Here is a 23,103-nt window from a genome sequence, read left to right as displayed (position 1 = left end):
CTCCCTTAAGAATCTTATCTCAACTAACTGCTACTTTTTGTACTTCTTTAAGCCAGAAAAGCCTTGAGCCGTTAACAATGTGAGCTTGTATAAGCTCCTCTATTTCAAGAGAAACAGCGTGTAAATCTGTTCGTTTTTCAAATGGTGCGGCTTTTACCTTTACAGTTTCTTTTGCCAGCGATTCTATCTCGGAGGCACTTATTGATATATCTTTTCCTGCGGCTTTGGCAATTTCAGTGAATATTGCTGCAACCGGTTTTGCCTGGCCGAGGGGTTCGACAGTTTTTGAGAGCTTTTTAAGCCGTCCCTGATAGTCAACGATTGTGCCGTCAGTCTCAAGGTATGCCGCCATTGGAAGCACAATGTCAGCCTCCTTAACCACATCTGTCATGTTTGTAACTATGGCTGCCCAAAAGTCCACTTTAGGTCTTCCGGGTAAGGGCCCATGTCCGACAGTGAGTAGTGACGAAACTTTTCCTTCAACCATATCTGTACACTTCAAACCTTTACTCTGAAGCCCCATCAGTGTTACCCCTTTGGAGTTGGCCTCATAGCCGACAGAAACCGCACCGCCTTTAAAAAGCGCAAGATTTGCCGCAGCCTGATACAGTTGAGGGGTTGTTATAACAACCGGTGACTGAGCGTTTTTAAATAATTCGGCAGCTTTTGTTATATCCTCAGATACACTTGCTCCCAATACATCTAAACCAGCAGGCAGGGCAAGCCCGGCATCTGCAATGGCCTTTGCCAGTGACTTTAACAAAGAAGCCTCATCGCCACTAAGTACTACATCGGCAATCTCGGCGATTTTTGCGTCCTCTGAGTTAATCACCACAAGCTTTGCTTTTCTGTCAGCTTTTGTTCTGATAAGCGCATCTATGGATGGAAGGAACCGTGTCCATTGGTTAGGGTTAAGTCCTGCTACTATCATTAAATCAGCGTTTTCCACATCTACCGCATCTCCAATGAGAGAAGCCTTATCGCTATAAGAAGACACTGAGGCAACTAAGTTCTCAACCCCTGCTGCTTCATAATAGCCCTTAATAGCCAAAGCATCCTCATTAGTAATCGAGGATACCGTTAGAATTCCGGAGCCGGCACCTTTTATTTTTTCAGAGACTATTTTTGCAGCGTCAGCCCATGTTGTTTCCTGAAGCGTGCCGTCAACTTTTTTAAGAGGATTCAACACTCTGGTTTCTGCGTTAAGAGAGTCAAAACCGTATCTGCCAAGGGCGCAGATAAAGTGCTCAGCCATAGCGTCATCGCCACCGGCACACACCTTTGCCACATCACCCTTATGCGTGCTGACTTTTATATCACAAGCGCCTGCGCAATAAAGACAAACCGATTCGGTTTTTTCGTACTGCCATTCACGTCCCTTTCGCCATCTGTCAGCCTCTACTATGGCATTTACCGGACAAACGTCCAAACAGGAGCCGCAAAACGTACAACCCGAATCCTGAAGTGGTTTATCGGCGGCAGTGGTCACTCTTGAGCCGACCCCTCTGCCGTAGAATTCCAGTACGGATGTCCCCTGCTCCTTACATACCCTTACGCATCTGCCGCAAAGTATACAGTAATCAGGGTCTCTCTTAATAAACGGATTTTTATCGTCTATCGGGAAGCCAAACTTCTTTCTGCTAAAGGATGATTCCTTAATCTCAAACTCATAAGCATAGCTTTGTAACTCGCACACTCCAGCCTTCGTACAGGTCATACAATCAAGGGGGTGCATAGAAAGAATGAGGTCAACGACAAACTTACGCGACTCCTTTAGTTTCTCACTATCTGTTACCACATCCATACCGTCTTTGGTTTTCATGATACAGGCGGTCATAGCACGGCCATTAACCTCAACAAGACACATCCGGCAGGCTCCAATCCCCTTCATGCCTTTAAGATAACAGAAATTAGGAATATGCACCCCAACACTCTGAGCGGCATCTATGAGATTAACTCCCTCCGGTACTTTGTGTTCTGTACCGTTTATCTTTATTGTTATCAGATTAGCCATTAAAAAATCCCTCCATCTCTTTTTTATTTCAAGCCTTAACCGCTAAGGTGTCTTTTATGTTGACGACTTCTATTGCCCCGTACTTACAAACCTCTGCGCACTTTCCACAACGTGTACACCTGACATCCACTACCTCATAAGAATAGTAGCCGGAAAGATATGGTTTTCTCTTCTCTCCCAGTATGGCAAAGTCCTTACAGGCAACCTTGCACTCATCACACGCCGTGCACTTATCACCGATAACCCTGTAGGCTGTCAGCTTTGCACATTCTTTGTCGGGGCAGTTGCCATCAGTGTGTGCCTCATATACTCCCGGCAGGTTTTCTAAAGTGTCAATAATAAACTTAGCCGTGTCTTTGCCCTTTTTACACATGGACGCTTCAAACATAATCGGAGCTATGTTTTTTATGGCCTCCACATCTGCTAAGGTTCCCTGCCCCTCAGCAAGCCGTTTACAGCGCACTCTCATTTCATATGATCCCATAGGACAGGGCAGGCATTTGGCACACATTGGGCCCTCTATGAACTCATCCAGAAACAGTATAGCTTTTTGTATCGGACACCGGTATTTACTGGTATCCTCGGTTATTGTCTTAATGTCTTTCTCGTCAGCCATTTCAACGTTCTCCTTATTTGCGGGCGGCTTTTGCCGTGCCCTTTCCCACTTTTACCGCTCCTATCGGGCAGGCCATATAACAGGACTTACACTTTGTGCACATATCCTGGTCTATGAAAAACGATCTTCTTGTCTCCTTAACGGCGCCAAATGCGCAGGCCTGTTTACAAAGTCCACACAGGAAACACTCGCTGTGGTCTATCGAGTAAGTGCCAAGGCCGCTGCACACCTTTGCACGGCAGTACTTATCATGGACATGCTCCTCGTACTCCTCTCTGAAGTATTTTAGTGTGGAAAGAATAGGGTTTGGAGCACTCTGCCCAAGACCACAGAGAGAACCCTTTTGCACCTTACGGCATATCTGTTCAAGATTATCTAAGTCCGAGGGTTCACCATGCCCCGATGTTATCTTTTTCAATATCTCAAGCATCTGGTACGTGCCTATTCTGCAAGGAGGACACTTTCCGCACGACTCCTCTTTGGTAAATGACAAGAAGAACTTTGCCACATCAACCACACACGTCTCCTCATCCATTACAACCATACCGCCGGAACCCATCATGGAACCAACCTTACGAAGAGAGTCAAAATCCACCGACAGGTCCAGATACTCCTCCGGCAGACATCCGCCTGATGGGCCTCCCGTCTGCACAGCCTTAAATTTTTTCCCATCTAATATTCCGCCGCCTATTTCAAAAATTATCTCTCTCAGCGTTATTCCCATAGGGACTTCAACCAGTCCGGTGTTTTTGACCTTACCGGTCAGAGCAAACACCTTTGTACCCGGCGAATTCTCTGTCCCTATGCTTTTAAACCAATCCGCTCCTCTTGAAATTATATGCGGTACACAGGCAAAAGTCTCAATGTTGTTTAAATTACTGGGATAGCCCCATGCGCCACCCCCGATATCCGATAGCCTCGGAGGACGTGGACGCGGGAACCCTCTTTCGCCCTCCATAGAGGCGATAAGCGCGGTTGACTCACCACAGACAAAAGCCCCGGCGCCCTCTCTTACATCAAGTGTAAAGCTGAAGCCGGTTCCCAGTATGTTGTTGCCAAGCAGCCCCATCTCCTCGGCTTGTTTTATAGCAAGTTTAAGATGGACAACTGCAAGCGGATACTCATGGCGCACATAGACAAATCCGTACTGAGCGTCTATTGCATAAGCACAGAGCAGCATTCCTTCTATCAGGCCGTGTGGGTCTCCCTCCATTATAGAGCGATCCATAAAGGCCCCAGGGTCTCCCTCATCACCATTAGCTATTACCAGTTTTATTTTACTTTTAGCTTTTTTAGTGTGTTTCCATTTCTCGCCGGCAGGGAATCCTGCTCCGCCGCGCCCTCTGAGATTGGCTTTATCCACCTCATCCAACACCTGCTCAGGGGTCATCGTCTCAAGAGCCTTAACTAAAGCCGTATAGCCACCCACCGCAATGTAGTGGTTTATGTTTCGAGGGTCAATTAGCCCGTTATTGTGCAGTGCAACTCTCATCTGTTTTTTATAAAACGGCAGAGTCTCCATGATTTCTTTTGGCTCACTCAGGATGTTGTCCCTGTAGAGCAGATTTCTTACAGGAAAACCTGCTGAAAACGTAGTGCCAACGATGTCGTGAGCATCTGCCGCCCTGACTTGCTTATAATAATAACCGTAGGGTTCTGCTTTCATAACAGGCCCTTGCTGGCAAAATCCCTGACATCCGGTCTTCACTATGTCAATGTGCTTGCCACTGTGAGCGGCCTCCTCCTCCACTTTATTGATGACGCTTTGCGCCCCGGTAGCCATACAAGCAGTGCCAGTGCAGGTGCGAAGACGGGGAACGCCCTCCTTAAAGGTTTCCTCTTTAAGGAGCAGTTGAAGGTTCTTAAAAGCCTCAAGGCTATTAACTTTTTCCATTATCGTCACCCTCTTCTATGTCGTGGATTAGTCCTTTAAGTTTTTTAGGCCCGACAGCGCCGACTACCCCTTCATTGACTGTAACCACAGGAGCAAGTCCACAACATCCCACACAGCCTACAGTTTCCAGAGTTAATTTTAAATCCTCTGTGGTCTCACCGGCTTTTACGTTAAACCTGTTCTGCAGGGCGTCCACCACCTTGGCAGACCCCCTTACGTGGCAAGCCGTACCAGTACACACTCTGACTATATTTTTTCCTCGGGGGGTAAAATGAAATTGCTTGTAAAAACTCGCCACACTGTAGATTTCGGCAAGCGGAATGCTCAACTTTTTAGAGAGCAGTCTTAGTAAATCCTCAGGCAGATAGCCGTTTTCCAACTGCATCTTATGCAGAGTGGGAATCAGTATCCCACGCCTGCTCTCACTGGATGTGATAATGCCTCCTATCACACCTATTGATGATTTAATATTTATATTTTCTATATCCATTTTCCCTCCTAAGGGCTATTTTTTAGCCGTCTCTTTTTCGAGCTTACGTCTGTCTTCCATAGTCATCAGCACTCTTTCCGCTCCAAACTTTCCGGGCTCGTACTTCTTTAGCTTAAGAGCGTCACGTTTAGCATCTATTGCGGCAAGCGAGGTGACAAAAATTTCCTTTGCATCGGAAATAAACTCAAGTTTTGCACCCATTCTCTTTTGCCACAGCTCATGTTTTATAGCCTTAACAACGGAACTTGCCTCAACCGGACTTTCCGAGCCAAATATTACATGAGCACCGGAGGCAACAAAATAAACTCCGATGGCTAGAGCCTTTTCACTCATCCACTCGGGAGCTATCCCTATGGCTGGCAGATCGGATATGTCATCCCCAAGTCCGCCCTCTTCTGTCATCTGGGTCATAATGGTCAGAATCCTTGAGTTATCCACACACGAGCCCAGATGAAGCATAGGAGGAACCCCTATGGCCTCGCAGACCTCCCTAAGCCCAGGGCCTGCCTGCTCAAGCGCCGTTTCAGGAGTCATATACCCGGCCTTTGCAAACGCTGCCGCACCACAACCGGTTGACACCACTAATACGTCATGCTTTATAAACTCTGTAGCCAGATAGTCAAAGAAACTGTCCTGAGCCGTCCGTGGATTATTACATCCGACAAGGGCTGCAACTCCACGTATCCGTCCTGCCATTATGGCGTCATTTAGCGGTCTGAATGAGCCTCTGAAAGCTCCCCCCTGCATATAGTTAATGTATTCGTGAGAAAACCCGGCAATAACCGGTGAGGCAGCAGAGGCCATTTGTCCAAACCCGGTTCTGTTTTTGTAATTATCACAGCCAAGCCTTATGATTTCCCGCGCTATATCTTTTGCCCTATGCTCATCGTACTGAATGTGCATGGCATCTATCATTTTACCCTTATAGGATGTAGTTATAACCTTAGTATGGAATTTTTTCTGAACCTGCCCGATAGCCGGCATTATACACTGCACGTCAACCACAATGGCCTCAGCCATGCCGGTCATGAGGGCCAGCTCCTGGTTTAGAAATCCGCCTGCGGACGGTATGCCGTGTCTGGTCAAAATTTCGTTAGCCGTACAGCACATGCCAACCAGATTTATTCCCTTCGCTCCTTTACTCTTAGCATAATCGAGCAACTCTTTTTCCGAGCTTACATCCACCATCATCTCGGCAAGTGTGGGCTCATGGCCGTGCACAACAATATTGACCTCATCGGTTTTCATAACGCCAAGGCTTGCCGTTGAATGCACAGGAGACGGAGTGCCAAAGAGAATATCTGTTATATCAGTGCTTAACATGCAACCGCCCCAGCCATCAGCCAGAGAGACTTTCATGGCGGCCATCATCAGGTTTTCCGGGTCCTGGTCAACTCCCATATTGGTTCTGTGCATAGCCTCGGCTATCTCTCTGTCTATGCCGCGAGGGACAATACCCCACTTTCGCCAGATTTCCTGCCGCTTCTTTGGCGCTCTCTTTATGTAGGAGAGCTCTCCTTTTTGTTGCCCGAAGTTGGTGATTATCTTTAAGGCCACCTCTTTACCCAATTCGTTTTTAGTTTTACCCTCTGTGGGTATATCTAAAATACCGGCTACTTTCCTTAATTTCTTTTCATCCTTTATCTTTATATCCGGAGCCTCTCCTGTTGCTGCCTCAAGCAGTGTAAATGCCATATCCCGTGCATGGTCGCTGTGTGCTGAGGTTCCGGCGGCACACATTCTGAGAAAATTCCTTGCCGATACAACCGGCAAAGTGGCTCCGCACACACCAGCAGCCTTTTCCTCGGCATCGGGACCCACCAGCCGGCACGGTCCCATGAAACATATCTTACAGCAAGCGCCGGAATGGCCTATCGGACACGGTTTTAAGTGCTGTGCCCTGTCAAAGGCCGTGCTCATATCATGAGCATGACCCCAGTCCAGTATCTCTTTTGCGACCTTATCAGCGGTCTGAGCATTGTTTCCTTGCGTCTCTTCTATCATAATTGTGTCTCCCTTAGCTCATTAAAGCTCACACAGGTTAAAACCTGAGTTATTTGACAACAGAGTTTCCATTAAGTGCTTAAAACATGGACTCCATGGTAAGAGCCGGATGCCCAACACTTGTAAGAAACTCAAGCAGCTTTTCAGAGTCCTCGGCAATGGTTTCATCCGCTATCATATCAAGCAGGTTTGGCACTCCCTCCTCAGCTGCTCTTATGTCAAAGGAATCCTTTATCCTTTCCTTTAAAGCCTTAGTCATCCACACAACCCTCTTTAACCCGCCATCGGCAAAGAGAAATTTCCGGCTTGTTACAAAGTTTACCCCTATTCCCATAAATCCGGGACTCTGCACACCACCGCCTACAGTTCCGGCAAGCGATGAAAACTTCATACCTATTGGAGTCATCCCTGTGTGTCCTCTTTGCACTATCATAACTCCATTAGCCTCCGGCACCACTGCCAGTATGCACTCAAAGCAGCCGCACGAGGTCATAGGGTTTTCCATAATCGTGTATGCATTAAATGACTCCACGGCGCCGCCGGTTGAAGCTACAATGTACTCATCCACACCAGTCCATCTGCCATACTTAGGGTCAAGCGTTTCACCTTTGGGAATCGGCTGATTACCTCCGGTCGGATCAATACCAAAAGCCGCTTTACAGTCAAGCCAGTTGTAAGCGCCGCACAGCCCCAGTCTCTCAGGGGTTATAACGCACGTGTGTGTCGGGGCAAAAGACTGGCACAGCAGACAGGAGTAAAAAGTGTCCACGTTTTCATCTGTCATGGAGCCCAGTCTGTCATCTCTTTCTTTCCAGACTCGTCTGGCTTCATCACGATGAGCCAGTACATCGGCCTCATCCATAAACAGCGTAACCTGCACCTTATCCACAATGGCCTTAAACCTGCTGTGGGTCATAGTGTGATGAATCTTTGCAATGTCTTCAAGAGAGAATCCCTCAGCCTTAGCAGCCTTGCTGATTCGTATCCAGTTAATGTCACGCTGTCCCATGTGCCATATACCCTGGCCCTCGTTTATATTATGATGGAGTTTTCTTTCCATTATAGGCTCATAGTCGGGCTGCATCTCTCTGCCTGCCACCTCTACCAAAATACCGATTGGCATAGCGCCTCCGGCCTCGTACCGAGCCTGCCAGTTTTCACCCTTTATGATTATCTTACCGTCTTCTATTTCATCAAGCTCCCTGTTTTTCAAAAACTCAAAACCAGGAGTCCTGTTACCGCCAAACTCTATAAAAGTGTCCTCTTTTCTGATTCTCTCGCCCTCAAAAGCCGGCCCGTAAGCAATGGGAATCGGCGGTTTGTGGGATACAATCTTAAGGCCTCTCACCTCAATGGCCTTTGAGACTATCTTTGTGTGGTCAAACTCCTTGTCAACCTCCTCATAGGTACAAACACCAGTAGGATGAATGACAGGAACATCGGTGTCACAAACTGCAGGGAATCCCATGTTAATGGCTCCGGCTCCCGTAGCCCATTTTATGTCATCAAGGGGACCAAGTGGCAGAGCGAAGGCAAACACACGGTCTTTGGTATATTTGAGGTTACCTGCGAAATCTCCGGGTTTTATTCCTCCGTAGATCATTGAGGCCCTTATTGCCCAATCAAGCGCATACAGTGTGTGTTCAGTTTTTGTGCCAAGGGGAACCAGATACGTATCCCAGCCAAGCTCCACCTTTTTTCTCAGTAACTGCCGGGTTATCGTCTCACCGCCTGAGGTGCCGGAGAGAAAGACCAGAATGTTTTTTTCCTGTATCTCTCTTACTATCCTGACTGCGGTGTCGTCATCCGGGGCAGCCCCAATTATTGCTGCAAACCCGGGCATTCTGCCGTCAACCAGCTGAATTCCGAGATTTCTCTGGATTGTATCCGTAATAAATCCGTTATAGACATATCCGGTTTCGGGATCTTTTTCAGGCTCAAGCCCCTCCAGGTATCTCATCGCAAGCCATATTTCCTCCGCAAACAGTGTTGCCATACCGGAGTCAAGAGCCTCGCCTAAGTAGGGCGTCCACTCCTTTGCTACCGGTTCCGGGTGAAGATATCCCCTTGTCATTTCAAGGGCATCTTTCATATCTTTAAGTGTCCGAACGGCAAAGCCCGTCATAGCGTATATCATGGGAAGGTGATATGCCGTATCAGGAAACTCAAAGACAAAGTCTCCACCCTTTTCCGCTATATGCTTTGATAGCAGAGCTTCGGCATTTTTAAACACAGTTTGGGCACCTCTTATAGCAGCCGAGGCTATAATTTTAGACATCTTGACCTCCTTAACATCTATTTAGGACTAAATTTATCCTTAACAATTTGTTCTAAAAATCTTTTTATCCGTAGATTGCGCAGATGTTAACAGATTTTTTCTATCTGCGTTCATCTGCGGATTAAATCCTTTCTCTAAGCGCTCCTTGACTTTAAGTACGTAGGGATAGCGTTAGCCTCACGCGGGCCAACTGTGATTTTCCAGCCCTCAAGTTTTTCCTCAAGAGCGCCGCTAAGTATGGCTACATAGCCCGGAATTATCAGCTCCTTGTTTGATATCTTATCTTCAATACCGCTTTCTTTAATAAAAGCGGCAATCTTACCCGCTGTAAATTTCCCTGCCGCCCATGCCGTAAGCACCGACAGCCCCTCGCAGTCCATGACGGCAAGCCACGTGGAAACTTTGCTGTTTTCCACCTCTCCGGCAACTATAAAGTAGGTAAGCGAAAAATTTGTGGTTACAATCAGCGGGGAATCTGGCGCAGGAGTTCCAATTTCGTAAATCTTTTGCTGCACCTGCATAGGCACCTGAGGATCTGTGTAAATGTTCTGTCTTAGTGTGAATGTGACAAGATTTTTCCACTTTTCAGCACTGCTTAGCACCACAATTGATGAGTACTTAGCTATACCAAGCCCTACCATCAGAGTCTCCAACAGGTTGTCGTCTCTCATCATAAAGTTAATAATGGGAAACCCGACAGATTTATTGCCTTTTTTGATAGCAGCCCGTCTTAGCACCGTGTTATTCTCAAGAATCTCCTTAGCCTTCTTAGCCCCTGAGTCCATAACGATGTCTTCAATACCGGCAGCTTTTGCCTTTTCGGTTAAATCAGTAAGCTCATCGAGGTTTGAGGCAGTAACGCCAAGTGCTGCACCGTTAGCCTTCGCAAGCGCTGCCATCTCAGCGACATTTGCCATTGTTGCCCCATAAAGAAGCGCCTTTTTGCCTTTAAACAGTGCAAGGGCAGCCGAGGCAGCATCCGTGTTACCAGCACAAACTATAGCTGGAACATCAGCAGCTTTTTCAGCAACCTTTTTGGCAAGGGCTTCAAATTTCGCCTTGTCACCGGATTCGTTTATTATGGCAATAGCATCAACTTTTAGCTTTTGGCCGACTCTTTCAATTTCCGAGGAAAGACACTCGGAGATTTTTTTGTCTTGAACAGCCGCATCATCGGTGTCTTTAATACCGATAGCAAAAGCGCAGGGATTTACAAATTTCTTTTCATGGCGGAAAAGCACTGTTTCCTCGCCAAGTTTAACGGCCTTTGCACCAACTCCCAGCGTGATTGGCCTTATGGGCGGGGCCGAGGCTTCGCCAAGGGTTGCCTTAGCAGCGTCTGAGACATCAGGGCAGGCATCTAAGGATGCCTTGCGGCTGGCCAACTGCATGGCAAAAGCCAAACATGTCGGAAACCCGCATTTTTTACAATTCGTCTTTGGTAATAGTTTAAATATCTCAACTCCGGTTAATGCCATTTCTTCTTAGACCTCCACAATGTATATTTTCATTTTCTTTACATCAACTCGTCAATGAAAGCCTCAACAGCCTTTACGGCCTCAGGGTGCCTCATGATAAGAAGCCCTGCTCCTGAGAGCATAAGCGAGGCTGCAGTTTGTGCCTCCCATGCAATACCCCGTTGTGTAAGAGCGCCCCACTCAGGCAACGTTTCCTCTGAGGCGGTAACCTCCTTGATTTTCCACACATACATGCCGACATCGCCAAGCATCGGCTGCTGCATTGTGGTATCGTTTTGGGTTAAAGCGGCAAGACGGATTCTTTCCATAACCGTGTAAGTGTATTCAAGTCCATAGCCAAGCGCTGAACACATAGGGTCTATGATGACTTTTTCTTTGGTAAATCCAAGTTGAGTTATCATGATGTTAAGCTGCTTGGAGAGATTTATGTCAAGCTCCGACATGGCAATAAGCATGTGCCCGTTTGCCATAGCAGAGGCTGCAACTGTTTTGTAGTTAGCCTCCTGTGCCTTACCGATAATGCAAGTGTGGCCTTTGGCTGCCTCAGAGACTTTTACAAGCACATCGGTGTCTTTTTCGGCGTGGTTACTGCCTATAATTATAAGAGGCACATTTATAGCGGCAAGAACGTCCCTTACAACTGAAACGGCTTCATCGGCAGACTTGTTGCCGTTATCGGGATGAGTGCCGTAGAGCCTTAGCGCAATGGCTTTTGCCTTCAACACCTCTTCACAGTACTTAGCCCACTTTACAGGATTATCAGAAACCGCAGCATAGGGCTCTTTAACTTTTTCCGGCCACTCTGTCGGAGGCACATCCATTATTTCGTACGCAATCAACGGCCTGTTGGGAGTTGTCCCTTCAAATGAATGAAAGGGAAGCACGTTTTCTCCGCCAAAGGTGACTGCTTTGTCACCGCTGCCTATAGTTACCGGATATACCTTACCGGTGTATGTCTCTTTGGGTAGTGTGAATGCCATTTACCCCTCCTCTGATTTTTTTAATTTTATCTATAAACTGCTTAAACTTTCGTATTCTCTCTATACTAATATAATACTACATTTCAAGATAAGAATGAGCATACAAGGTGTTATTTGTCAGAGCATCTATAGTCTTAACGGTAGTGATAATTTCGTGGGCGTCTGCGATGGCTGCCGTCAGTCCCTCGTACATCAAAAGGGCGAGAAAGTGGTTGTTGAGAATAGGCCTTACGTGCTTTGGACAGCCGTTAGAGATATTGCTGAGACCGACAACGGTTTTCATAGGCGGGTCGTTTAACTCCTGAAACATTTTAATGGTTTGTACCACTTTGAGGGCCTGGTCCTGGGTGGTGGCAATCTGAAGGACAAGCGGGTCAAGGTACATGTTTTCTACCGGCAGCCCATACTCCATAGCTCTTGCCATCATCTCAGCGGCGATAGCGGAGCGTTCCTCGGCATCGGCAGGCAGCCCTCCCTTACCCACGGTGAGTGCTATAATGTCACAGTTATACTTTGCGGCAAGCTCAAGGATTGGAAAACGCTCAGGGTCGTTTGATGTAGAATTTATGAGTGGCTTTCCCCACTCGCTATTGTGCACTTTAAGTCCCTTTTCGAGAGCGTCATAGTTAGTCGTATCAAGACATATCGGGGCTGGCACCACCTCCTGAATGGTTGTGACCATCCATTCCATTAGATCCTCCATACCCTCGGCTGGCCCAATGTTAGCGTCAATCATCCCGGCTCCGGCTGCAAACTGTGCCTTTGCTATCTCCTGAATCGGACCCTTATCTCTTTTGTTCATGGCCTCACGGACCCTCTTTGCTATTATGCTTAACTTTTCACCTATTATCAGCATGCACATCTCTCCTTATAAAATAAAATTTTGCTTTAATCTTAACATAAGTTAAACACAACCGTAAAGACCACAGACTGTAAAAATACTATCTTTTGACATATTATTTCCACAAGATTTTTGCTTATTTTAATTAAATATTGTTATGAACTTATAAATTTTATTTATATAGAGATAAATTTTTTGTTATTTACAATTAAGTTGATATAAATGCCAGAGATTGCATTAAAAAGGTAAATGAATTATACTTTTAAGGGCATTTTAATTCTTTTGTTTTTTTAAGATGAAAAAAGTACTAACAATATTAGTGATTATTGTTTTGCCTGTCTCTCTGTACGCTTCTAAAGGGGGAGATTACCTTCCAATTACCGCTTTCAATAAAAACATAGTAGCTTACAGATATGTAATTATACCCTTGTTGGGTCTTTTAACAGGGTTTGTTTTCTTTATGCTGGCTCTTAAAAATAAGCTAAATATGCCTGATAGTGTCAAAGAGTTTTTATCTGTTCATTACAAAAAAATAATTGCGCTGATTGCCATAACTATTGGAGCATTAGCCAAGGAGCCTTATATAGCCGGAGCGTTCTTTTTCTGTCTGTACGCAGCTTTTGGAAAAAGAGGGAGACGACCTGCAATTATATTTGCGGTGTTTTTTTTAGCGCTTGCCTCGATGGCATTATTTCATGCCTTTATGTTTTATCATACCGCTCTTACCACCCCATCGCATAAGGCTGCCGGGTTAATAGTTCAATCAGAATATATTGACAATTTCTTATATCTGAAAGATGCTCTGCATAAACCATCTGTTTTATTTCACAGCATTTTCTTGTACATTGACAGAAAGAGCTTTTTTATCATTTTTCAGTTTTTGCCGTTTCTGTTTATTCCTTTTTTGCGTTTAAAGGAGCTGATTCCAACGATTCCGTTTTTTGCTATATCAATTTTGTCCATAAGACCGCTGCACTCAGCTTTGGACTGCCAATACAGTGCTGCCTATATCGCACCAATTCTGGTCTCTCTCACGGTTGCTCTGAAAGGACTAAACGACAGATATGGAAAAAACTTTACCGGTTCAATTTTGCTGTTTATATTAATCATGGTGGTTACTGTTAATATTGCACACAGTCCGTCTCTTGTTTCATTGAACTTTCTCAAGGAGGGGTGGTCAGACACATGGCACAGGAAAACTTACATAATTGGAAAGCACGAAGAGGCTTTGCGTAAGGCTCTCGATTTAATCCCAAAAGACACGGCTGTAAAAGTTGTCTGCCAAAACAACACATACGGAGGAGAAATTGCAAACAGGGAGTTCAGTGATGTGTTTCCGAGAAAATGGCAAGATTCCTACTACATTATTTTGGATTTGAAAAAACCTCTTTTTCTTGAAGACAATATAAACCCTGCAGGGTTTATGATTGAATTTGAAAAACTCAGACAATCGAAAAATTTTCAGCTCACTTTATGAAGTAGATAAAGTATATGTGTTTAAAAACAGCAAACTATGACGTATGCCTAAATCCGCTATAGAGGTGTGAAAAAAAGGGTAAAACAATAAAATATGGAAACAATGAGAGGGGTTTGTTTAAAAATGACTATAACGGAGAAAATACATAATGATTTAAGTGTTATCGAGGATATGATGAAGTTTTAGGACTAAAAACAAGGGATAGGTCTGCTGTAACCTGAAATTTCCCCCCAAAACCCTTTTATCGGGGAACTACATTTCCTATCTCGGATTTCGGATTCTTTAAAAATCTTGACATATACTAAAAAAACAAATTAAAATTCTCAGGCGTATGGACTTAACCGTAAGACAAATAAACGGCTTATCTTGACCCCAGTGAAAGCAGCACTTTTTGATCTTGACGACACACTTTATCCAGAGATGGATTTCGTAAAGAGCGGCTTTAGAGTTGTCTCAGAGTACCTTAGCAGGGAATTTTCACATGATAACGATTTTTTATTCAACCAAATGCTTGAAATTATCAAATCTGACGGGCGCGGCAAAGTGTTTGACGGCATTCTTTATGAAATAGGTAAATTCAGCAGTGAAAACTTGCTAACACTCATATATCTATACAGAAACCATAAGCCGGACATTCATCTCTACGCTGATGTGGTGCCGGTTATAAAAAAACTCAGGGATTCCGACGTAAAAACTGCCATTATTACAGATGGAATGGCCTCAGTCCAGCAAAATAAGGTTAACGCTCTTGGGCTTCAATCCCTGTTTGATGTAATTATTTACACGGACACACTTGGCTCAAAGTATTGGAAACCGTCGTATATGCCTTTTCAGGTTGCGCTTAATCTTCTTAGTTTAAGTACATCCTCAGAGTGTGTGTATGTTGGGGATAATCCGGCAAAGGATTTCATCGGTGCTGAGGCGCTTGGCATTCAGGGGATTCAGATACTAAGAGATGAAAAGACCGCAATTGCACCTGTAAATTCCGGAGGGCAGCGTGTTATCATAAGTAGTCTTGCTGAGTATTTTCGTTAAACTGATATGCACAATATAACCATAAGCGGCAGAAGTGTGGGGGCAGGCGACCCTGTCTTTATTGTGGCTGAGCTATCTGCTAACCACAGACAAGACCTTGGCATTGCACTTAAAACCATAGAGGCGATGAAAGACTCCGGTGCTGATGCGGTCAAATTTCAAACGTATAAATCCGACACGATTACCATAGACTGTCACAACGACTATTTCAAAATTAAGCAGGGAACGATTTGGGACGGTAAAACCCTGCATGAACTTTACTCGGAGGCATTTACCCCGTGGGAGTGGTTTCCGGCATTAGTGGAAAAGGCGCTTGATGTGGGGCTTATATGGTTCTCTTCACCGTTTGACAAGACATCGGTGGATTTTCTTGAAAACCTGAACGTGCCCGCCTACAAGATTGCATCTTTTGAGATAACAGACTTGCCTCTGATTAAGTACGTTGCCAGTAAGGGAAAGCCAGTAATAATCTCAACCGGTGTTGCAATATTTGATGAGATAGCGGAGGCACTGGAGACTTGCAAAGAGGCGGGAAATGACAAAGTAGCTTTCCTTAAGTGTTCAAGTGTTTATCCAACACCGTATAGCGAGATAAATTTAAAAACCATCCAACATATAAGAGAAACGCTAAACACAGTGGCCGGGCTTTCTGACCACACACCGGGCATAAGTGCGCCTATAGCGGCGGCAGCCTTAGGAGCACACATAATAGAGAAACATTTCATATTGGATAAGATGTTGGGAGGGCCTGATTCGGCCTTTTCTCTTGAACCAGCAGCATTTCGCCGTATGGTTAACGGCATAAGGGAAACAGAGGCAGCCATTGGCACAGTTACGTATGACCTTTCATCAGCCGTTAAAAAAAGCCGTGAACATGCGCGTTCCCTGTTTGTTATAGAAGATATCACAGCTCATGGGGCATTCACAACTGAAAATGTAAAATCCATAAGGCCAGCCTATGGGCTTGCGCCCAAACATCTGGCTGAAATACTCACTAAACGGGCTAAAGTGGATATTAAAAAAGGTACACCACTATGCTGGGATATTGTTGAGGATTGATACCAGGCAGCAGTCATTCTCCTACTTCTATGGCTTAGCCTTTAGCAACTCATCGCAATATTTGATTAACTGTTTGCATAAAATTACCGATAAATAAAAATGTTTCAGAAATTTTTTTAACATTATGCTATAATAGGAGTTTGTGTTTGATATATAGATTGTTTTTACAGGAGGCATTTAAGACATATAGACTGTTGATGAGGATACAAAGAGAAGGCCTGGGCAGCGTCCCTAAATAAAATCATCCTGAAAATTTTTTTTTATTTTGGAGAGCAATAACAATGAAGGAAAAGGACATATTTGAAGAGATAATAAGCATAGGTAAGAAACGTGGTACGTTGACTTTTGACGAGATAAATGATGCGTTGCCCTCGGAGTACTTTTCACCGGATGAGATAGAGGATCTGATGGACCTTCTGCAGGACATGGGAGTGAAGGTCGTAGATCAGGAAAGAGCTGCTGCCATGATAGAGGCCGAGGAGGAGGTTGAAGGATATGAAAAGACGGAGGACCTCGTACAGGCTTATTTTCATTCAATGGGTGATATCTCAATACTGAGCAAAGATGAAGAGACCGAACTAGCAAAGAGCCTTGAGGAGGGGCGTGAAATTATCAAAGAAATCGTGGTATCGCTTCCTCTTTTTAAGAAATTTGAGGATGGCCTTGACCTCAGTGACGATACTCTCCTTGAAGATGAACGAGCCGAGGAGGCCCTTAAGATGACACTTGAACGTCTTGAGGAAATTTCCGAGGCAGTCCGGATTCTTGAAAACACAATTAGTACACATGGCTCACTAAAGGAAATAAAACGGCTTGTCGCCGCAAAGCAGTTTGAGGGACAGGAGCATGAACAGACACTTAAGGAAATAATCGGTGAGTGTAAACGAATGGAAAATGAGATGGGTATTAAGATAGACCTGTTTAAAAAACACTGGGAACGGCTATCACGCGCCCATGAGTTGGTAAGCAAAGCTAAGAATGAGCTTATTACAAGAAATCTGCGGCTTGTTGTAAACATTGCAAAAAACTACGTGGGCAGAGGACTGCCTCTTCTTGATTTAATTCAGGAGGGTAACATCGGGCTTATGAAAGCTGTGGATAAGTTTAAATACGAAAAAGGTTTTAAATTTAGCACTTATGCTACGTGGTGGATAAGACAGGCTATAACAAGGGCACTGATTGATCAGACAAAAACAATCCGGGTGCCTGTTCACATGATGGAATTTTACAACCGGGTAACTAAGGTATCAAGGGAGATAACCCAGTTATTGGGGCGGGAACCGACAAATGAGGAAATAGCACAAAAACTCGATGTGCCCCTTAAAAAAGTGGAGGAGGTTTTCAGAGCCATACAAGACCCCATTGCGCTTCAAACTCCGGTCGGGGACGAGGACACCGAGCTTGAGGATTTTATAGGGGACAAAAACAGTCCGTCTCCGTTTACAGATGCCGAAAAAAGTGAGGCATCTGAATATGTTCAAAAGGTGTTGAGAACTCTTTCGGCAAAAGAGGAGAAAGTTATAAGGATGCGCTTTGGTATTGGCGTTGACAGAGACCACACGTTAGAAGAGGTTGGACGGCATCTTTCTATAACAAGGGAGCGGGTCAGACAGATTGAGGCTAAAGCACTGAGAAAGTTAAAACACCCAAGCAGGCTGAGAGCGCTTAAGATTTTGACATCCTGATAATGCACAGTCTGGCTCATCGGCTGTCTTTATGATAAAATGGCACAGGGCTTTAGCTTAGCTTTTGTGTGTATTATGAAATAGGTACGTGGAGTATGTTCAAACATTTTACAGCTAAGGATAAAATTATACTCCACAATACAGTAATAACCTTTTTAGCAATAATTCTTACCACCTTGTTGTACAAGTTGCTAAAGTATCATATTAGTCTTATCGTCTATCCCCACCAATTAGAACTAAGAGAGGGAGGCATGGTGCTTTCCACGGATTTTATTCTAAGGGGCGGAAATCCCTATGATTTTGTTAACCATCCAATGTATATGAATGTGTATGGCATTATGTATAATTATATAGTAATACCATTTTACAAGTTGTTTGCTGCCATAGGTGTTCACCGTGATAAGTTATACTTACTTGCCCACAGATGTGTATCCGGAGTTTTCATTTTTCTTTCATGTATGATTGTTGTTTTGATTATGCTTCGCCTGAAAATTAAGCTTATCTATATATACGGTGCACTGATTATACAGTACGCATCATTAATTTATTCAATGACCTCGCTTTCAAGACCTGACAGTACGGGGCTGTTTTTGTTTTTACTTTGCATTTATATCCCATGGCGCTTTGGCTATTCAATGAAAACGCTTGTATGGAGCATTTTAATTGGAATTTTAAGTTTTTATACAAAACCATATTTTGTTTTAGGAATTCTTATAATGATATCGTATGTGTTTTTCTATATTTCTAAAGAAAAAGGGCTTAAGTGTATATTAGTTTTGTTTATTAGTTTTCTATTGTCGGCAATTTGGGTAAATAAGTATTACGAGTCTTATTTTTACGATTGTCTGTTTCTCCAGTTAAACATAAACAACTATCATATGGACTACCTTTTTTCTCAACTCCTTCAGTTTGCAAAGCACCTGTCGGGGCTGATTTTATACCTGGTTTTTTTATTACTCATAAATTTTGGTATTTATAAAAGTAACATTCTGAGTTATTATAAAGATGTTAAAATTAACATCAGAAAGATAAAAGAACCGTTTTTTTCAAAAGAAATTTCGTTGTTTACTTATTGTGTATCCACATCGTTATGTACATTAGTGTTAAAAATGGGCGGCACTGACGGAGCCTGGATGACCTATTTTTTCCAGCTTTTTTTGCCTTTTTTTCTGATATATACGCTTAAGTTAACAATCAACAATAGTAATCTAAAATTTGAAACAATCGTTTTCATGTTCCTAACCATTTATACCAGCTATTGCTACAGTACGTATTTGAATATTACATCGTTTGCGTATATCTTTTCTTATGACCCATCTGAAGTGTTCAGGGTAAAGGCTCTGGATGACCAATGGCAACGATACAATAGCCTTATACAGCAAAATGAAAATGTTCTTTTAGCAGCGCCTTTTAGTGTTAGCGCAATTAACAACGGAAAAACAGTATATGATTCAGGGTTCACTTGTTACCGTGACAGTGTGATGCCAAATAATCCAATAATTAAAAAATTATTCCCTAAAGATTTTCACAGCTTAAATGAAAAATTTCTTGATTATATTGAAAATCAAATATTGGAGAAAAGATTTGATGTAATAATTTTAAAAAAACAGGAAAACATAAACAGAATTGATAATCTAAACCCAAACATAAGAAACAGAGAAACTCTTGAACTGAATTATGAGGTTTTATTTGATACTCACTTATTTTTACAGCACACAAGGCAATCTTTTGAATTTGCCATATACTATCCCAGGCGGTAAGATTCCAGATTGCAAAATAATTCGTTATTTGTTATAACATATGTGGTGGGTTTTAAAAGACAAATAGCTATCGGGGACATTCACGGCTGCTATGATGTTACAGTGGAGCTTGTGGAAAAGGTGGTATGTTTTGACCCTGGCTCTGATCAGTTGATATTCATAGGAGACTATATAGACCGTGGCCCGGATAGCAAGAAGGTGGTCAGCTACGTCTCAGCGTTGAAAAACAAATACCCGCAGCAGATTGTATTACTTGCCGGCAATCACGAGTACCTCGCCCTTGAAGCCTTTAAACTCAGAACTACAAATCACGTACAGTTGTGGTTTATAAACGGGGGAATCAGCACTATTCAAAGTTACGGCAGCTATGAAGCCGCCCAGAGTGCACTCGTTCCTTTTGTTGAAACTCTTGAGTTTTATTATGAAACTGAGGATTTTATCTTTGTCCATGGCGGCATTCCTATCGGGGATACGGTTACAACGGCAACTCCTAAATCATTGCTTTGGGAAAGAAACTACGCCATCTATCACGGTAAAAGTGCCATAGTAGGCCATACTCCTCATAAAAAGGTGCATAAGTACAAGCATGCTATAGTAATAGATACCGGAGCAGTGTTCTATGGTAAACTCTCTGGCTATGATGTTGTCAATGACAAAGTTTACGAGGCTGTTGATGCAGTGATTGCAAAAAACCCCAGGGGATAGCCACTATATAACTTGTGTCAAGCTCCTGATACTGTTTAAGCGATTGTGCCTGCTGGTTTTGCAAGGTTTGTTTTTATATCCCTTAGAACTATATCGAGCTCAATCCTGAGTCTTTCCATAAAATATAAAACCGTTGCTTTCTCTGCATAACTGAAATCTTCACTGATTTTTCTGAGAGCCAGCTCCATCCTGAAAGACTCACTCTTAAGGGCTGTGGCACCTATTTTTACAGACATATTTTTAATCAAACGCACTTGTGGTTTAAGGCTGGATATGTCTCCTGTGTCATATAATTCTGTCAGAATTGCCATCTGTTTTGGCGCATCACTTACAAATGTAGTCCATATATCCCGGAGAGACTCCTCGTCAAACTTAAGACGCTCAAGAGTTTCCTTTATGTACAATGACTTAGCAGAGGTCCTTGTTGATAGCTGCTGGGTTGCCATGGGGGTTTGTAAGGATAAGGGAAGTTTTTCCGAAACTGTGGAGGCTTTGAAGACAGGTGAGTCTTGTATTGCCTGTGGCTCCGGTTCTTTATGGCCAAAGGCGATATATTTTTCAATCAGTTTATATAAATCATCAGCCCTGAGCGGTTTTGAGATATAGTCATTCATACCGGCTGCCAGACAGAGCTCCATGTCCCCTTTGAGTGCATGAGCGGTCATGGCTATGATTGGGATTCTGGAATTCATCTTAGCATCTTTTATGTTTCTTATGGAACGCGTTGCCTCTAAACCATCCATCTCAGGCATCTGTACGTCCATTAGGATAAGATCGAAGCTTTGCTTTGACAATAGGTCCAAAACCTCACGCCCGTTTTCAGCTATAGAAGGAGTGTAGCCCCGTTTCTGCAGAAGTCTGACGGCAAGTGTTTGATTTACTAAATTGTCCTCAGCAACCAAAATATTTTGAGGCCCTCTTAACTCACGCACAGTGTGGCGTGTAATAAGCGGTGCGCCAGGATCATCCCCTCTCTCTATTGCAATACTCAGCACCGCCACCAAATCGGACTTGTATATTGGCTTAACCAAATACCCTGACACCCCGATTTCCCGGCACATGGTCGCATCACCTATTAATCCCGCAGACACAAGCATTATTATCTTAACTGAGTGAAGCCCAAGCTCTGATTTTATTTTCCTTGCCAAATCAAATCCGTCTGTGTCGATCAGTTGAAAATCTAAAACAACTCCATCAAACCTTGCCTCCGGTTTACTAAGTATGCTGATAGCGCTTTGGCCGTTTGGTGCAGTATTAACAACAAATCCATCGCTTTTTATCATTTCTGCAAGCCCCGGCATCGAGAGCGGATTACTGTCCACAACCAGAATGCGTTTGCTTTTGACCTCTGTCTTTTCAATATGTGGCAGTGTTACGGCTACTGCCCTTTGCAGTGAAAATCGTGCTGTAAAATAAAACGAGCTGCCTTTGCCGGGCTCGCTTTCTACCCATATATCACCGCCTAACATATACAAAACCTTTTTCACTATCGCAAGTCCAAGTCCCGTTCCCTCGTACTTTTTGGTCATAAAAACCTCGCCCTGCGTAAAACTGTCAAATATCAATTCATAATTTTCCTTTGGTATTCCTATCCCTGTATCGGATACAGAAAACAGCAGACGAGTCTCTTTGTCTGATACCGTAGGAAAAACTCTCTTGTTTAAAGTTGCAGGGGCAACACCGACTTTTAACTCTATGTTGCCGCTTTCTGTAAACTTCAGTGCATTCCCCAGCAGATTGACAAACACCTGTTTTAACCGTCCGACATCTCCCTTAAGTAACACAGGTACGTCTTTTGAAATCACGGTACTTAGCCTTATCCCCTTTTTCATAGCTTGAACTAAAAACGGCTCAACAATATCGCTTATCATTGATACAAGATCAAAATCAACCTCGTCAATTTCAATTCTGCCGGCTTCTATTCTGGAAAAATCAAGAATGCTGTTTAAAATGCCAAGTAAATAACCGGAGGAGTTTTTTACCATCATCATATACTCTCTTTGGTCCGGATCCAGGTTGGTATCCAGTACAAGCTCGGTCATTCCAATTATCCCGTTTAAGGGGGTACGGATTTCATGACTCATATTGGCTAAGAATGCGTTTTTTACCCTGCATGTGCCTTCTGATGAAATCCCTGACCTGATTCGTTCCTCCTCCGCCTGTTTTCTTTTAGTTATATCAATGGAAATTCCACACACTGCATATATGGCCTGTGATTTATTAAATAGCGGGAACCTTGTGGTAAGATATGTGGCTGAACCATGAGGGTGATGTATGGTTTCCTCGGTTTCCTCCGGACCTCCTTTTTCGATAACCCTTAAGTCACTAATGTGAAACGGCTCTCCGTATGAGGAGCCAAAAACCTCTCTGTCCGTTTTTCCTGAAACTGTTTCTTTTGATTTTTTGAATATTTCCACAAAGCGGCGGTTAACCATAATATATTTGCCGAGTGTGTCTTTAATGTAAATGACAGCATTAGCGTTATCTGCAAGTGCCTCAAGCAGTTCACAGCTATTCTGTACTTCTAACATCGGCATGTCCTACTCAAATAATCCATTACAAGTATCACAGACATTGTACTAAAGTAGCATTTTTTTAACAAAAAGACAAGCAGCTCGTATTCCGATATAAAGTAGAAATATTTAGACAATCCTCCCTAAAAACTCCTTCAGTTCATCTATTGAATCAGCTTTTTTGATAAGGTTTTTAAAATCCTCTAATTTATCGATAGTATTTATAGCCCTAACTATATTCATCAGTTCAAGTCCGGCAAAACTATATTTGAGT

At 43.6% G+C, this 23,103-nt stretch carries 17 protein-coding genes; 6 read left to right on the top strand and 11 right to left on the bottom strand.

The window, feature by feature from the left end; all coding sequences use genetic code 11:
* Positions 1-19 precede the first annotated feature (19 nt).
* The 9 genes from HQK88_13835 to HQK88_13795 form a co-directional block, all read right to left on the bottom strand.
* Positions 20-2,014, bottom strand: coding sequence for a molybdopterin-dependent oxidoreductase (locus HQK88_13835; GenBank protein MBF0617882.1), 1,995 nt, complete (start codon positions 2,012-2,014; stop codon positions 20-22).
* Positions 2,015-2,042: 28 nt separating this feature from the next.
* The gene (locus tag HQK88_13830) at positions 2,043-2,630 is read right to left on the bottom strand and encodes a 4Fe-4S dicluster domain-containing protein (GenBank protein MBF0617881.1); all 588 of its coding nucleotides are present in this window, start codon (positions 2,628-2,630) and stop codon (positions 2,043-2,045) included.
* Positions 2,631-2,643: 13 nt separating this feature from the next.
* On the bottom strand, positions 2,644-4,524 hold the full coding sequence (locus HQK88_13825; protein MBF0617880.1) for an SLBB domain-containing protein: 1,881 nt from the start codon (positions 4,522-4,524) through the stop codon (positions 2,644-2,646).
* Positions 4,511-5,014 carry an NAD(P)H-dependent oxidoreductase subunit E gene (locus HQK88_13820; protein ID MBF0617879.1) on the bottom strand — a complete coding sequence of 168 codons (504 nt, stop codon included), beginning with the start codon at positions 5,012-5,014 and terminating at the stop codon, positions 4,511-4,513. Before HQK88_13820 ends, HQK88_13825 begins: the two co-directional genes overlap by 14 nt.
* A gap of 15 nt (positions 5,015-5,029) precedes the next feature.
* A complete protein-coding gene (cooS, locus tag HQK88_13815) occupies positions 5,030-7,018 on the bottom strand; it encodes an anaerobic carbon-monoxide dehydrogenase catalytic subunit (GenBank protein MBF0617878.1) in 1,989 nt (662 codons plus the stop codon).
* 79 nt (positions 7,019-7,097) lie between these two features.
* Positions 7,098-9,296 (bottom strand): CO dehydrogenase/CO-methylating acetyl-CoA synthase complex subunit beta, encoded by a 2,199-nt coding sequence (cdhC, locus tag HQK88_13810; protein MBF0617877.1) that lies wholly within the window; start codon positions 9,294-9,296, stop codon positions 7,098-7,100.
* A gap of 134 nt (positions 9,297-9,430) precedes the next feature.
* Entirely contained in the window at positions 9,431-10,774 is a 1,344-nt protein-coding gene (locus tag HQK88_13805) for an acetyl-CoA decarbonylase/synthase complex subunit gamma (GenBank protein MBF0617876.1), read from the bottom strand.
* Positions 10,775-10,812: 38 nt separating this feature from the next.
* Positions 10,813-11,754 carry an acetyl-CoA decarbonylase/synthase complex subunit delta gene (locus HQK88_13800; protein MBF0617875.1) on the bottom strand — a complete coding sequence of 314 codons (942 nt, stop codon included), beginning with the start codon at positions 11,752-11,754 and terminating at the stop codon, positions 10,813-10,815.
* Between the two features lie 76 nt (positions 11,755-11,830).
* On the bottom strand, positions 11,831-12,610 hold the full coding sequence (locus tag HQK88_13795) for a dihydropteroate synthase (protein ID MBF0617874.1): 780 nt from the start codon (positions 12,608-12,610) through the stop codon (positions 11,831-11,833).
* Between the two features lie 280 nt (positions 12,611-12,890).
* On the opposite strand from HQK88_13795, the gene HQK88_13790 reads away from it, so the two are divergent.
* The 6 genes from HQK88_13790 to HQK88_13765 all read left to right on the top strand — a co-directional run bounded on the left by HQK88_13790 (position 12,891) and on the right by HQK88_13765 (position 20,316).
* Positions 12,891-14,072: a DUF2079 domain-containing protein gene (locus tag HQK88_13790; GenBank protein ID MBF0617873.1), complete on the top strand. Its 1,182-nt coding sequence runs from the start codon at positions 12,891-12,893 to the stop codon at positions 14,070-14,072.
* A gap of 375 nt (positions 14,073-14,447) precedes the next feature.
* The gene (locus HQK88_13785) at positions 14,448-15,107 is read left to right on the top strand and encodes an HAD-IA family hydrolase (protein ID MBF0617872.1); all 660 of its coding nucleotides are present in this window, start codon (positions 14,448-14,450) and stop codon (positions 15,105-15,107) included.
* A 6-nt stretch (positions 15,108-15,113) separates the two neighbouring features.
* On the top strand, positions 15,114-16,166 hold the full coding sequence (pseI, locus tag HQK88_13780) for a pseudaminic acid synthase (protein ID MBF0617871.1): 1,053 nt from the start codon (positions 15,114-15,116) through the stop codon (positions 16,164-16,166).
* A gap of 281 nt (positions 16,167-16,447) precedes the next feature.
* On the top strand, positions 16,448-17,851 hold the full coding sequence (locus HQK88_13775) for a sigma-70 family RNA polymerase sigma factor (GenBank protein ID MBF0617870.1): 1,404 nt from the start codon (positions 16,448-16,450) through the stop codon (positions 17,849-17,851).
* A gap of 95 nt (positions 17,852-17,946) precedes the next feature.
* Positions 17,947-19,611 carry a hypothetical protein gene (locus tag HQK88_13770; GenBank protein MBF0617869.1) on the top strand — a complete coding sequence of 555 codons (1,665 nt, stop codon included), beginning with the start codon at positions 17,947-17,949 and terminating at the stop codon, positions 19,609-19,611.
* 9 nt (positions 19,612-19,620) lie between these two features.
* Positions 19,621-20,316: a serine/threonine protein phosphatase gene (locus HQK88_13765; protein ID MBF0617868.1), complete on the top strand. Its 696-nt coding sequence runs from the start codon at positions 19,621-19,623 to the stop codon at positions 20,314-20,316.
* Positions 20,317-20,351: 35 nt separating this feature from the next.
* Here the strand turns inward: HQK88_13765 and HQK88_13760 are convergent, their stop codons facing one another.
* Both HQK88_13760 and HQK88_13755 read right to left on the bottom strand, forming a co-directional pair.
* Entirely contained in the window at positions 20,352-22,847 is a 2,496-nt protein-coding gene (locus tag HQK88_13760; GenBank protein MBF0617867.1) for a response regulator, read from the bottom strand.
* Positions 22,848-22,958: 111 nt separating this feature from the next.
* On the bottom strand, positions 22,959-23,103 hold a 145-nt coding region (locus tag HQK88_13755), incomplete at its 5' end, for a hypothetical protein (protein MBF0617866.1).

This window comes from Nitrospirota bacterium (genome assembly GCA_015233895.1).
Taxonomy (GTDB): domain Bacteria; phylum Nitrospirota; class Thermodesulfovibrionia; order Thermodesulfovibrionales; family Magnetobacteriaceae; genus Magnetomonas.
This window is presented reverse-complemented; position numbering and strand designations above follow the sequence as displayed.

Coding starts and splice junctions, on each gene's coding strand:
- HQK88_13795 (MBF0617874.1), bottom strand. CDS start 12,610: ATGCTGATAATAGGTGAAAAGTTAAGCATAATAGCAAAGAGGGTCCGT.
- HQK88_13830 (MBF0617881.1), bottom strand. CDS start 2,630: ATGGCTGACGAGAAAGACATTAAGACAATAACCGAGGATACCAGTAAA.
- HQK88_13825 (MBF0617880.1), bottom strand. CDS start 4,524: ATGGAAAAAGTTAATAGCCTTGAGGCTTTTAAGAACCTTCAACTGCTC.
- HQK88_13800 (MBF0617875.1), bottom strand. CDS start 11,754: ATGGCATTCACACTACCCAAAGAGACATACACCGGTAAGGTATATCCG.
- HQK88_13760 (MBF0617867.1), bottom strand. CDS start 22,847: ATGTTAGAAGTACAGAATAGCTGTGAACTGCTTGAGGCACTTGCAGAT.
- cooS (MBF0617878.1), bottom strand. CDS start 7,018: ATGATAGAAGAGACGCAAGGAAACAATGCTCAGACCGCTGATAAGGTC.
- HQK88_13805 (MBF0617876.1), bottom strand. CDS start 10,774: ATGGCATTAACCGGAGTTGAGATATTTAAACTATTACCAAAGACGAAT.
- HQK88_13775 (MBF0617870.1), top strand. CDS start 16,448: ATGAAGGAAAAGGACATATTTGAAGAGATAATAAGCATAGGTAAGAAA.
- HQK88_13820 (MBF0617879.1), bottom strand. CDS start 5,014: ATGGATATAGAAAATATAAATATTAAATCATCAATAGGTGTGATAGGA.
- HQK88_13770 (MBF0617869.1), top strand. CDS start 17,947: ATGTTCAAACATTTTACAGCTAAGGATAAAATTATACTCCACAATACA.
- pseI (MBF0617871.1), top strand. CDS start 15,114: ATGCACAATATAACCATAAGCGGCAGAAGTGTGGGGGCAGGCGACCCT.
- HQK88_13835 (MBF0617882.1), bottom strand. CDS start 2,014: ATGGCTAATCTGATAACAATAAAGATAAACGGTACAGAACACAAAGTA.
- cdhC (MBF0617877.1), bottom strand. CDS start 9,296: ATGTCTAAAATTATAGCCTCGGCTGCTATAAGAGGTGCCCAAACTGTG.
- HQK88_13790 (MBF0617873.1), top strand. CDS start 12,891: ATGAAAAAAGTACTAACAATATTAGTGATTATTGTTTTGCCTGTCTCT.